The organism is Mesorhizobium sp. M0991, from assembly GCF_040318915.1.
GTDB lineage: Bacteria > Pseudomonadota > Alphaproteobacteria > Rhizobiales > Rhizobiaceae > Mesorhizobium.
The window spans coordinates 71,396-83,551 of record NZ_JAMYNE010000018.1; the positions used below are offsets into that span (position 1 = coordinate 71,396).

11 protein-coding genes and 1 pseudogene are annotated in these 12,156 nt (G+C 59.6%); 8 read left to right on the forward strand and 4 right to left on the reverse strand.

What is annotated here, in order from left to right; genetic code table 11:
- The first annotated feature begins 157 nt into the window (after positions 1–157).
- Positions 158–514: a hypothetical protein gene (locus NKH70_RS23925; RefSeq protein ID WP_353016506.1), complete on the forward strand. Its 357-nt coding sequence runs from the start codon at positions 158–160 to the stop codon at positions 512–514.
- Here NKH70_RS23925 and NKH70_RS23930 read toward each other — a convergent pair.
- Positions 467–1,084: a hypothetical protein gene (locus NKH70_RS23930; RefSeq protein ID WP_353016509.1), complete on the reverse strand. Its 618-nt coding sequence runs from the start codon at positions 1,082–1,084 to the stop codon at positions 467–469. The genes NKH70_RS23925 and NKH70_RS23930 overlap by 48 nt on opposite strands.
- A gap of 245 nt (positions 1,085–1,329) precedes the next feature.
- Between NKH70_RS23930 and NKH70_RS23935 the strand changes: the two genes are divergently transcribed.
- The 3 genes from NKH70_RS23935 to NKH70_RS23945 all read left to right on the forward strand — a co-directional run bounded on the left by NKH70_RS23935 (position 1,330) and on the right by NKH70_RS23945 (position 4,625).
- Positions 1,330–1,935, forward strand: a complete 606-nt coding sequence (locus NKH70_RS23935) for a VOC family protein (RefSeq protein ID WP_353016512.1) — start codon at positions 1,330–1,332, stop codon at positions 1,933–1,935.
- A 168-nt stretch (positions 1,936–2,103) separates the two neighbouring features.
- On the forward strand, positions 2,104–3,420 hold the full coding sequence (locus NKH70_RS23940; protein ID WP_502908390.1) for an epoxide hydrolase family protein: 1,317 nt from the start codon (positions 2,104–2,106) through the stop codon (positions 3,418–3,420).
- Positions 3,421–3,563: 143 nt separating this feature from the next.
- On the forward strand, positions 3,564–4,625 hold the full coding sequence (locus NKH70_RS23945) for an alpha/beta fold hydrolase (protein ID WP_353016518.1): 1,062 nt from the start codon (positions 3,564–3,566) through the stop codon (positions 4,623–4,625).
- A gap of 41 nt (positions 4,626–4,666) precedes the next feature.
- Here NKH70_RS23945 and NKH70_RS23950 read toward each other — a convergent pair whose 3' ends face one another.
- On the reverse strand, positions 4,667–6,430 hold the full coding sequence (locus tag NKH70_RS23950; RefSeq protein ID WP_353016521.1) for an MOSC domain-containing protein: 1,764 nt from the start codon (positions 6,428–6,430) through the stop codon (positions 4,667–4,669).
- Between the two features lie 229 nt (positions 6,431–6,659).
- On the opposite strand from NKH70_RS23950, the gene NKH70_RS23955 reads away from it, so the two are divergent.
- The 4 genes from NKH70_RS23955 to NKH70_RS23970 all read left to right on the forward strand — a co-directional run bounded on the left by NKH70_RS23955 (position 6,660) and on the right by NKH70_RS23970 (position 10,391).
- Positions 6,660–7,706: a DUF4331 family protein gene (locus tag NKH70_RS23955; protein ID WP_353016523.1), complete on the forward strand. Its 1,047-nt coding sequence runs from the start codon at positions 6,660–6,662 to the stop codon at positions 7,704–7,706.
- Positions 7,707–7,794: 88 nt separating this feature from the next.
- On the forward strand, positions 7,795–8,376 hold the full coding sequence (locus NKH70_RS23960; RefSeq protein WP_353016524.1) for a HupE/UreJ family protein: 582 nt from the start codon (positions 7,795–7,797) through the stop codon (positions 8,374–8,376).
- 421 nt (positions 8,377–8,797) lie between these two features.
- A complete protein-coding gene (locus tag NKH70_RS23965) occupies positions 8,798–9,220 on the forward strand; it encodes a sensor histidine kinase (RefSeq protein ID WP_353026199.1) in 423 nt (140 codons plus the stop codon).
- A gap of 97 nt (positions 9,221–9,317) precedes the next feature.
- Positions 9,318–10,391 (forward strand): SLAC1 family transporter, encoded by a 1,074-nt coding sequence (locus NKH70_RS23970; RefSeq protein WP_353016532.1) that lies wholly within the window; start codon positions 9,318–9,320, stop codon positions 10,389–10,391.
- Positions 10,392–10,553: 162 nt separating this feature from the next.
- Here the strand turns inward: NKH70_RS23970 and NKH70_RS23975 are convergent.
- A pseudogene (locus NKH70_RS23975) lies at positions 10,554–11,557 on the reverse strand (ABC transporter ATP-binding protein).
- A gap of 179 nt (positions 11,558–11,736) precedes the next feature.
- Complete coding sequence (locus tag NKH70_RS23980; protein WP_353016535.1) at positions 11,737–12,129, reverse strand: GlcG/HbpS family heme-binding protein; 393 nt, start codon at positions 12,127–12,129, stop codon at positions 11,737–11,739.
- Between the last annotated feature and the right edge of the window lie 27 nt (positions 12,130–12,156).

Genomic DNA, 12,156 nt, shown 5'->3' on the forward strand with positions numbered 1-12,156 from the left:
AAAGCCGCCAGCGTTTCAATGATCGTTCTGATCTGCCGACCTGCCTCGTCGTCGAGTGGCCCAAAGTATTGCCGAGACTATCGTACAATAGATTTGCCGCTACTGCGGGTCGATCTGGGCTCTACCTGATAGGGCAAGATCGACAAGGAGCAGGCGATTGGATGCCACCGATTTCTTGACCGACCGGCGGGAAATTCTCCCCACCGCGAGCCTGACCGGGCCGCGAACCGCCCATTGCGGGCACTTGGGAGGAAGTCATGTCACCGACATTGCAGGGTCGGAGGATTTGCGCGGCATAATGGCAAAATATTCGGGACACACAGATACCGGGCGGGACAGTTTTCCTACGATTCTGCCAAGTTTGAGCCAATGGCAGAAGATCTTGCGCGACGCCACAGCAAAATCGGAACCAACAGAGTGCGCGACAGAGAACAGTGTGAGCCAAGCACGGTGGATCCTGGTGCCGCTATTTGGGTTGTGGATTGCGTTCGCCGCCGCGGGTGCGATTTTGTGATGACCACGCGGCCTGATCCCTCTCCGGAGGCACGCTAGCGGAGAGCCACTGGGAGGTGTCAGCGCAGAACTCGGCGTAGGGTTTGCTCATGGTAGCGTCCTGACATTCTCGCATCATCATCTCGCGCTTGGTCTGCGGCATTGCCATGAACGCTACCTTGAATTCAGACATCGGTTTAAGCGTTTTCATGCTGGCATCGGTGTAGAAGGGCCGAATGTTTTTTCCATCGCGTCCAGTGCGCCGGCAAAAGCCACGCCACTGGCATCGATCAGTGAGACAAAATCGGCGGGTGCGGCCCCTCGGTGGGAAATGCCGATCCGAAGTATTGCGGTTGCCGAATGCCGAGGAGTAATTCGGTCCGATCGACCGATCTGACTCAGCTTTCCAATCGCTGGTCGGCGATGCGCAGGGAACACTGCCAACCCTGCCGATACCAACGTGCAATAGACTAATCTCCACCGAAACTGGATGGTCCGTTCGTACGAATGGAGCGCGCAGCGTGATGCCAGCAAGATCACTAACGGCCACACAACGTGAGTTGCTCGCCGCGACGGCGATTGTCGGGATCATCGGCGCGCTTCCGGGCACGGTTGAAGCATGGCGTCGGGACGGCTCCACAGAGGTGGCGCCCCGCATGTCGATAAAAGCCGAAGCCGTCGCAGTGATCAATGGAAAGTCATCCGACGATAGCATCGAGTAATTGACGCGGTCGCGTGGCACTGCTCACGCACATGTACCTGGGCATGCCCTGCCGTCAAACTAAGGAGCTCGACATGAGAGATGATGTAGTGCGTAGCGAAACTGCGAGAACGCCGATGATCGACCTGAAGCTCGAGGCCGTGGTTATCCCCGTTTCGGACGTCGATCGCGCCAAGCGTTTCTACGGCGGCCTGGGTTGGCGGCTCGACGCCGACTTCCCCGTCGGCGACACGTTTCGGGTCGTACAATTCACGCCTCCTGGGTCACCGAGCTCGATCCACTTCGGCACCGGCCTGACGTCAGCTGCGCCCGGCTCGGCACAGGGACTTTATCTCATTGTGTCCGATATCGAAGCAGCGCGCGCCCAGCTTGTGGCGCGCGGGGCCGACGCCAGCGAAGTGTTCCACCGTGCTGGTCCTGGACAGCCGGCAATCAGCGGCAAGGATCCAGAGGGGCGCAGTTACTCCTCGTTCGCCTCGTTCAAGGACCCGGACGGCAACGGGTGGTTGTTGCAGGAAATCACTGCGCGGCTGCCGGGACGCCTGGAGGCCGGCGACACGACATTCACCTCGTTGAGCGAGCTTGCAGCTGCACTCCGGCGCGCCGCGGCCGCGCATGGCGAGCACGAGAAGTGGACAGGCGGACAACGCGATGAGAACTGGCCCGACTGGTACGCCGAGTACATGGTAGCCGAGCAGGCCGGCAAGCCGTTGCCGACCTGAGCGGCGGTATCGCTATCGGGTGCGTACGGGGGTGGTGCAGTCCGCAGTGGAAATGTTCATGACCAGCCCCGACCGCCTTCTACTCGCCAACCAGAAAGTATTGCCGATACCTTCGTGTAATAGATTTATGCGGTTCGGATGTAGATCCTCAAAATCGTATCCGGATAGATGAGGTTGATCGAGGAGGAAGCAATGTCAGCAATATCGCTATCGCCAATACGGCGCCATGCCATTGTTGCGGCGGCCTCCGTTGGGGTCGTCAGTTTGGGGCCTGAGGCGCTGCGCGCCGGGGCCGGAGATGAATCTATCCGTCCTTTCCATATCCATGTTCCGACATGGGCGCTTGCAGATCTCCGCACGCGCATCAAAGCCGTACGATGGCCGGATAGGGAGACCGTCAACGATCGCTCCCAAGGTGTTCAACTCGCCAAGCTCCAGCCGCTCGTTGAGTACTGGGGTACCCGGTACAACTGGCGCAAGGTCGAGACGAAACTAAACAAGCTGCCGCAGTTCATCACCAGCGTCGACGGGTTGGATATTCAATTCGCGCATATTCGCTCGCGGCATGACGGGGCGATGCCGTTGCTCATGACGCATGGTTGGCCGGGTTCACTCATTGAGCTTTTGAAGGTGATCGACCCGCTGACTAATCCGACGGCGCATGGGGGGCGGGCGGAAGATGCCTTCCACCTCGTCCTTCCAACAATGCCCGGCTACGGGTTCTCGGGGAGGCCGGCGACGACCGGATGGGGCCCGGCACGGATGGCTAACGCGTTCCATGAGTTGATGATCAGGCTGGAATATACGCATTACGTCTGTCAGGGAGGCGACTGGGGCGCGATCATCTCGGAGCTGCTGGCGGTTCAGGCTCCGAAAGGCCTTCTTGGAATTCATATCAATATGCCCGGGACTGTACCTCCCAGCATTCTCCGGCACCTCCGCAATTTCGACCCGGCGCCCGTGGAACTTTCGGACAGCGAGAAGGCTGCATACGATCGGCTACTGCACTTCTACCGCGACGGTTTTGGTTATGCGGCGATGATGAATCAGAGCCCGCAAACGATCGGTTATGCGCTCTCCGATTCACCGGTCGCCATGGCCGCGTATTTCTACGACAAGTTCGCGGAATGGACCGATAGCGACGGACAGCCCGAGACAGTTTTTACGTATGACGAGATGCTCGATGCCATCTCTTTCTACTGGTTCACCAATACGGGGACATCATCGTCGCGGTCGTATTGGGAGGGTGCGCAAGCTGGCGGTGGGCCCTTCGATGCCTTCGACATCCCGAAAGTTCCCGTAGCGGTCACAGTGTACCCGGCTGAGATTTACCGCGCACCGCGGAGTTGGGGCGAGAAAAGCTTCGGGAATCTCATTCACTGGAATGAAGTGGATAGGGGTGGCCATTTCGCGGCGTGGGAGGAGCCTCAAATCTTTTGTGCCGAGCTCAGAGAAGCGTTCAGGCCGTTGCGCCGTTCAATCTGAGGCGAGTGAGGCGATTCTCCCCCATCGCCTCCGCCCAGTAGCGCGGCCGGGTCGCCCCTCCACCCGGCCGCGCATTTGGGTTTCCGCGCGGCACCTTTGAAATCTAGCAAAGAACCAACGGATCACAGTCGAGGAGACGAAAAATGGCCTGTGCGTCACAACAGATTGATCACGATCGCCGCCGCTTACTCGGCACCGCGCTGGTGGCTATCTCCGCCTTTGAGTTGGGAACGGACAAGCTGGCGCAGGCGGGTCCGTCTGTGAACACTCAGGGAAGAAACCTTGTGGGCAAAGCGGGTCGCCAGTCATTCGATTCGTTGAAGCAGATTGACGCCGGATTGCTCACTATCGGATACGCCGAGACCGGCCCTGCCACTGGCGAGGCCGTCATCCTGCTGCATGGCTGGCCCTACGACATACACACTTATGCCGACGTTGCGCCCCTCCTGGCCTCGAAGGGCTACCGCGTGATCGTGCCGTATCTGCGCGGCTACGGCACGACTCGCCTTCTTGCCGACAAGTCGATGCGCAACGGGCAGCAGTCGGCGGTCGCCGCGGACGTTATTGCACTGATGGATGCTCTGAAGATCGAACAGGCGACAATCGCTGGCTGCGACTGGGGCGCCCGAACAGCCAACATAGTCGCTGCACTCTGGCCACAGCGTTGCAAGGCCATGGTTTCAGTGAGCGGTTACCTAATTGGCAATCAGCAGGCAGGCCGGCAGCCGTTGCCGCCAAGCGCGGAATTGCAATGGTGGTACCAGTACTATTTTGCGACCGATCGTGGTCGCGCCGGCTATGAGAAATACACGCGTGACTTCGCGAAGTTAATCTGGCGTCTCGCTTCGCCGCGCTGGAATTTCGACGATGCTACTTTCGAGCGTAGCGCGGCCGCCTTTGACAATCCTGATCATGTCGCGATCGTGATCCACAATTACCGCTGGCGTCTCGGTCTGGCCGAAGGCGAGCCTGGGTATGAGGACCTGGAGAAGCGGCTTGCGCAGGCGCCGGTCATCACCGTCCCCACGATCACGCTGGAGGGTGATGCCAATGGTGCTCCCCATCCGGAAGCCAGCGCCTATGCGAAGATGTTCTCGGGGAGATACTCCCATCGTCTGATCACCGGCGGCATAGGGCACAACCTACCTCAGGAAGCGCCGCAGGCTTTCGCCGACGCAGTGATGGAGGTCGCCGCGGCCACGTAATTGCCGCGCTGAAATCGAGTGAGACGTCATATTTCGCCACATCAGAGATCAAGAACGACGTCACCCCTAGGCTGGGAGCAGCAGATCAATGTGTTGCCGGTCGCGGGCGGATCGATTGGATCGGGCCGGTAGGCGACCGTTCCAGCCACAAGCCCGGTCTCGCAAGTGTGACAGACACCCGTGCGGCACGACCATCGCGTCGGGACGTCGCACGCTTCAGCAAGTTCAAGCAGGCTCTGGAACGCAGAGCCCCAATGGACGGTTAAGCCACTTCTCGCGAACGAAACGAGAGGTCCCGTACTCGAAGGTTCGGCGGGTAGATGCGGCGGGCGGCTTGGAGTGGTGGCAATGCCGGGGGTATTAGAGGGACCTGGACCGAACAGTTCTGTGTGGATTCGGTCTGCGGCGACACCCCAGGCTGCAAGCCCTGCGCTCAGGTCGCCCATAAACCCCGATGGCCCGCAGATATAGAAGTCAGCGTGGCGCGGCACATCCAGTTCTCGAAGCACCCCGATGTCCAAATGTCCATCAGTATCGAAATCGATACCTAGCCTATCCTCGTGATCAGGCGAACTGTAGCTTATATGGCTGTGACTGTGGGCCAGGGCTTTGAGCAGGTTCCGAGCCTCTTGGGCAAAAGGATGATCACGGCCACATCGGGCTCCGTGAAGCCACCAGACTTCCCGTGTCGAGCCGTTGGCCGCCAGTGCGTGGAGCATTGCAATGACGGGAGTTGCGCCCACCCCAGCACTCAGGAGGACGACTGGCGCATCGTTGGGCCGAAGAACGAAGCTACCGCGTGGTGCGCTAACGTCCAACACGTCGCCGATCTTGACCCGGTCGTCAATGTAGGCACTCGCCACACCATGTGGTTCCCGCTTTACGCTTATTCGGTAGTAGCGGTCACCAGGTTCACTCGACAAAGAATAACTGCGCATCAGCGCCGGCGCATCGGGCGCTAGCCGCAGGCGCAGCACGACAAACTGGCCTGGAAGAGCTGGGGCGAGGCGAGAGTCATCCGTGGGCTCTAGCACCAATGACATTACGCTGCTGCTCTCGCGGATCTTGTGCACCACACGCTGCGGGCGAAATCCTGTCCACGCAGGAGGCGGCCCGGACGCGGGATCAAGCCCGGCATTTCCGGTTGTCGCACCGCCACTTTCGTTCTGCAAAAGTAGCGCTTGGAACGATCCCCGCCAGCCAGGGCTCAGAGCCGGGATTCGCAGCGCCCGTTCCAGCTGGCTGCGAGGGTGACCGGGCAAGTATAGCAGTGCATTGACCTCTGACACTGTCATGTGCTCGGGGCCCATCCCAACCTGGACTATCTCATCTCCAGCCTCGACCTGGCCTTCTTCCAGGACGCGCAGATAGAAGCCGGGCCTCCCACGCGCAACCAGCAGCGCTGCCATTTGCGGCTCGTTCATGCGAATACCGACCCGGTAGCAAGTGACGCGCGGTTGCGTCACTTCGAACAGGGCGCTCCCGATCCGGTAACGATCGCCGATACAGACCTCATGATCCGGCAGCCCATCGACCGTGAAATTTTCCCCAAACTGTCCGTAGGTAAAGTCGTTGCGGTCTAGCTCGCTTCGCCAAAAGCGATAGGAATCCATCTGATAGACCAAAACCGCCCGTTGCTCGCCGCCGTGCCCCGCCACGTCTCCCTGCCTGTCGCCATCGACGTTGAGCCGGCGGACCTGGCGTGGGCCTTGAACTGGCGCTTTCCAGACCGCGGTGTCGACGGTCTTCCCTTGCCATGGAATGCCACGCGGCAAGCCCACATTGACCGACAGCAAGCGAGCCATCACTGCGTCCTTTCGGCCAGCCACTGCCAGCCAGTTCCACTCAGCGAGCCGTCACCGAGGGATGCTCAGCGTCAGCGCTTACCGGTGGAAACTAGCACGTCGAGGCATCGATGCGATCGACACCAAAGTATCGGGAATACCATCGTTTAATATATTCCGGCTCTGACCGCTGTCAGTACTTAATTAGTTGGACGCTGTTGATCGGCATCGGTGCGTCTGATTTTGGACGATGCAAGCGCCCATCACGCCGGGTTTGGACCGGGTCAATCAATTTTCCGCTGAGGAGCATATGACGATGTCACATCATTATTCAGGTCCTAACTTCGGGTTCCCGCAGGCAGATGCGCGTTTGGATCTCACCGATCTCTATGCCTTTCCGAAGCCGGGGGACGTGGAAAAGTCGATCCTGATCATGAATGTGCATCCGTCCTCTACTGTAATCGATCCGGAGCCCACCACTAACGAACCGTTCTCGACTGACGGCCTCTACGAGATCAAGATCGACACAAATGGTGATGCGGTCGCAGACATTGCGTACCGTGTACGCGTTTCGTCGTTACCAGGAGCGATGCAGATCGCCACGGTACGCCGGGTTGAGGGTGCACTGGCCGCTGGGACAGACGACGGTGGAGAGCTTGTCTTTCTGGAGGCTCCAGTGTCGACAGGCCGGGGTGCGCAGGTGACCGAGGCCGGCGACTACCGTTTTTTTGCAGGGTGGCGAAGCGAAGCATTTTTCTTTGACACCTTGGGTGCCGTGAATGATCTGCATTTCACCGGTACTGATTTCTTTTCTGACAAAGACGTCTGCAGCATCGTTCTGGAAGTGCCCAACTCCGCGTTGGGGACCAAACCGGTTGGCCTGTGGGCACGCACACTGCACAAGCAAAGTGAGGGCTGGGTGCAGGTCGAACGGGGTGCGCGCCCTCAGCAGGCCGTATTCCTGCCCGGTGAGGAGCAAGAGGCTTATCTCGCCGGGGAACCTGCAGATGACGCCCGGTTTGTCGCAACATTCGCACACGCGCTTGAGCACACGGGTGGATATCGGCCGGATGAAGCCGAGCGGGTGGCAAGGACATTGCTGCCAGATATCATGCCCTATGACCCGAGACGGCCTGCGTCCTTTCCGGAAAATGGCAGGACACTTACAGACGACGCCGCGGATGCTTTTATGGCCATCCTTACGAACGGCAAGTTGGCGGGGGACGGGGTTGGGGCGCATGGCGACCTGCTTGCTGAGTTCCCTTATTTAGGCCCCCCCCACGATGCTCACGATTAAGGGCAGCTATTCCTTGTGATGCCGACGTGCCCCTTTCTGCAAGCAGACGCGTTACGACTTTATATCTGTTGAACCGAAGGAGACTACGATGAGATTGATCTCGACTTGGATAGTTCTAACCTTAGCCTTCGTGGTGCCGGCCTCGGCGCATCCGAGCATCGGTTTGGCCGTCTCCTTTGCAGCCGGCGTCGCACACCCGTTAAGCGGGCTCGATCATATCGCCGCCATGACGGCAGTCGGCCTATGGGCAGCTGTCAAAGGGGGTCGCGCTCTCTGGGTGTGGCCATTGACCTTCGTCGCAATCATGTTGGTCGGCGGCTCGCTTGGCCTGGCGCAGATTGCCTTACCCTTTGTTGAGGCCGGCATTCTGGCCTCAGTCGTCATGCTGGGGCTTATGCTGGCATTGGTGGTCAATCCGCCGGTATGGGTCGGCGCCGCGATCGTTGGTGTTTTTGCGCTGCTGCATGGACATGCTCACGGAGCCGAGGTCGTCCATAACGTGAATGGGCTGGAATACGTCGCGGGGTTTTTGCTCGCAACGGCCATCTTGCATGCGGTCGGCATCGGTTTGGGGCTCACTTTGCAACGCGTGGCGCCAGGTCCGGTCAATCGCATTGCTGGCGCGATCTGCGTGGCTATCGGCGCCGGACTGTGCGCGGGAGTTCTTTGAACCCGACCTTGAGAAGAGTGCTTCTGGCATCCAGTTAGACTGCCCTCAACCACGACGGGCGCGACGGTGTGTGTACTTCGTAACGCGAGAACTGTCGACCGAGCAAACGGAGGAATGGAATGTCGGGTACAGAAATAGATGAAAGTGTATTTGCCGCCGGGAGGAATTTTCCCCAGGATCGTCTGGCCTTGCAGATGTCGACCGCCGGCATCGTTCATGACCTGGGGAATCTCATTCAGGTCGCCTCGTCCGCGTTGAACCACCTGGGTCGAGACCCGAATATCGCAACGGCTCCGGGAGCGGGACCGTAATTGCTGGTGCCAAAACCGCTCTGGAAAGAGCTGGTTGCCTTGTCAGGCAAACCATCAGGACAGCTAGAGAGATCGAAGGCGTGATTGCGCACGCAAACGTGGCCATTTGCTTGGCCGACGTCCATTCTCTGGTTCGAAGCGCCTGGAATGAGAACATCCATCTCGAGGTTTGCGTCGGCTCCGACCTTCCTTTGGTGAGGTGCGATCGGGTTGGCTTGCAAAATGCAGTCCTCAACCTTCTGTTTAATGCGCGCGATGCCATGCCTGACGGCGGTTTGATCTCAGTTCACGCCTCTGTATCGGAAAATTCCAACCAGGTGGATCTTCGTGTTGAAGACCATGGAATTGGAATGACCAGCGAGACGATGGTCCGGGCATTTGATCTCTTCTTCACGACGAAAGGCGACGGCCTAGGCGGCGTTGGATTGCCGATGGTGAAACGCTTCGTTGAAGAATCGGGAGGGAGCATCGATCTTGAAAGCATCCTTGGGTCAGGCACAGTCGTGACGTTGAAATTGCCCGCGATGCGTTAGGGGCTCGATGGGCATAGGGCGTGCGATCAGTCGCCCATATCCGTTAGACGTTGGTTGGAAGGCTCTGCGATTTCGGGCAGATTCGTGAGGTGCAATTATGAAAGAGTGGTCCGAATCTGACGGCGTCGCGCAAGTGAGTGGACTGCGTCCCGGAGGAATGGTGGCATTAGAGCGTCAGCCCGTGATCCATCTGCCGACAGAGCGATCTCTAATAGCCCGGTTTCCGGCCTCGTTCTTTGCCATCGGCCTCGGGACAAGTTCTTTTGCCGTCATGTGGCAGGTTGCGCATCAACTGTGGGCAGCTCCGCAAGGAATTGCTGTAGCGGTCGTGATATTGGCCATGTGCATATGGGCAGCTCTTTTGACCCTTTACGCTTTGAAGTTGTGGTTAGCACCATTGGCCGTGCGAGCCGAACTCGCGGATCCCGTTCAGAATTGCTTTCCTGGTCTGGCGGGTGTCGGGATTATGCTAACCGCGGTGAGCGTGCTGCCGTTCAGCGCGACAGCGGCCACCATCCTCCTATGCATCGGTGGGGTGCTCGCGGTTGGATTTGGGCTTTGGCACTCGCAAATGATCTGGAAAGCGACAATCGCTCTATCGGACGCGACGCCGGCCTTGTACCTGCCTGTCGCCGCGGCGTCGTTCGTCCTTAGCATTGGGCTGTCGACATTCGGGCATTCTGAGTGGGCCCAACTGGCTTTGGGTGCCGGGCTCTTCTCGTGGCTTACAATCGATTCCGTCTTGTTCTATCGGCTCTATTTTGGTGAGCCGCTCAGAGACCAGATCCGGCCGACCCTTGGGGTCCAGCTCGCTCCTCCGGCGGTTTGCTCGCTAGCCTATGTTAACCCGTCGGGCACCTCCGGAGACGTTTTTGTTCACTGTCTCATCGGTTACGCAATCCTGCAGGCAGTTGTCCTTGGCGGCGTGCTTCCACGGATCGTTCGCCGTTTTTCCGCCGGTCTATGGAGCGTCAGCTTCGGCGCCACGGCATTGGCGACAACGATTGAAAAACTGGCCGTCCGAGGCGACACGGGCTTGGCTGGCGTCTTGGCTCTCCCAATTTTTGCGGCCGCAAACCTGCTCATCATGTGGCTAGCCGCGAGAACCATCATTCTGGCCACGACCGGCTCGTTATTGCCGGCTCCTCTAGACGGGAAAGAGAGGCAGTAGCCGGCTGCACATCGATGCGGTGGAGCCACCCTCTTGGATGCATACAGAGGTTCGCTGGACAGGGCCCAAATTTCTTGACGGTATCGACGGGCTCTACGCTAAATGTCGTCCGGCGGTGTCGAACAGGCAGACGCGGTCGGCCTGTGGCTGCAGCCAGATGGTCTAGTCAGGCTGTACGCTGATCCGGTCGTGAAACATCGTCACCACAGTCCGTGTGCCTACGGTCACGGTTACCTGCGTTTCGGGACCGAGCGGCTCGACGACCACGATCCGGGCCGGGATACCGGAACCTGCCGGAGAGATGGTGAAATATTCCGGCCTGATCCCCTAGAACCCTTCCGTGCCGGAAGACCTGGAAACGCTGCCGGGTAGCGGCAGCACGATGCCGTCATTGGTCTTGAAGACAGACCGGCCGGTCGCGCCGTCGAAGCGGCCTTTCAGCAGGTGCATCGACGGCGAGCCGATGAATTCGGCAACGAACATGCTCTGTGGGTCGTCATAGAGGTCGAGCGGCCGGCCGACCTCTGTTCGATACGGCCGCCGTTCATAACCACAATCCGATCGGCCATGGTCACGGCTTCGACCTGGTCGTGGGTCACGTAGACAATGGCCGTGGCCAGCCTGCGGTGCAGGGTCTTGATTTCGGCGCGCATGGCCACGCGCAGCTTTGCGTCGAGATTGGAGAGCGGTTCGTCGAACAGGAAGACCTGCAGTTTGCGCACGATCGATCGACCAATGGCCACGCGCTGGCGCTGGCCGCCTGAAGGCTGGCGCGGATAGCGATAGAGAAGCGGCGCCAGCCCAAGTATCTCAGCGGCTTCGGCAACCCGCTTCTGCTTCTCGTCTTTCGGGGCACCGACCAGCGTCAGTGAGAACGCCATGTTCTCGGCCACCGTCATATGCGGATAGAGCGCATAGTTCTGGAACACCATGGAGATGTCGCGCTGCTTGGGCGGCAGGTCGTTGACGACCCGCCCACCGATGCCGATCGTCCCGCCGGTGATGTTTTCAAACCCAGAGATCATCCGCAGCAGCGTCGATTTTCCGCAGCCGGACGAGCTGACGAGCACCACGAACTCGCCGCCGTGAATGTCGACCGAGACGCCATGAAGCACCTTGAGCGGACCATGTGCCTTGCGGATCTCGTCGATCGTGACGTTGGCCATCAGACGGCACCGACGCGGATTTCGTTGGATGACAGGGCGCCTTCATACACCAGCAGCGCGGTGCCGCCGTCGTGGAAAGCTTCGGGGCTGCTGTCTTTCGCAAAACCGATATTCCGTCGGGCTCGAAGATGATCCGGTCGCCCTTGGCCGAGGCTCTGGCGAATTTGCCCGAAGCGTGGTTAGCGGACAGCAGCCTCGACGATGGCAACATCCTCTTCTGCGGTGCCGCCGCTGACGCCGACACCCGCATACACCTTGCCGTCTTCGTCGACCAGAGGAATACCTCCACCCATGGGGCAAAAGCGCCCGCCGCCGACCGTGGGCAACGCATACAGCGATTGCCCCGGCTGTACGAGCGGCAGGATGTCAGCCGTGCGCAGGCGCACGAGGGCCGAGGTATACGCCTTGCGCTCGGAAATCTCGAGCGCAAAGACAGGCGCGCCGTTCATCCGGTGTTGGAGCACCAGATTGCCGTGAACGTCGATGATGCATACTGCGACAGGGACGTCGGCCTTTGTCGCCTCTGCCTCCACACGTTCGGCCAGTGTCTTCGCTTTCGTGAGCAGATCCATGGGATTGTTCCTTCTTTGAGGGGGTGC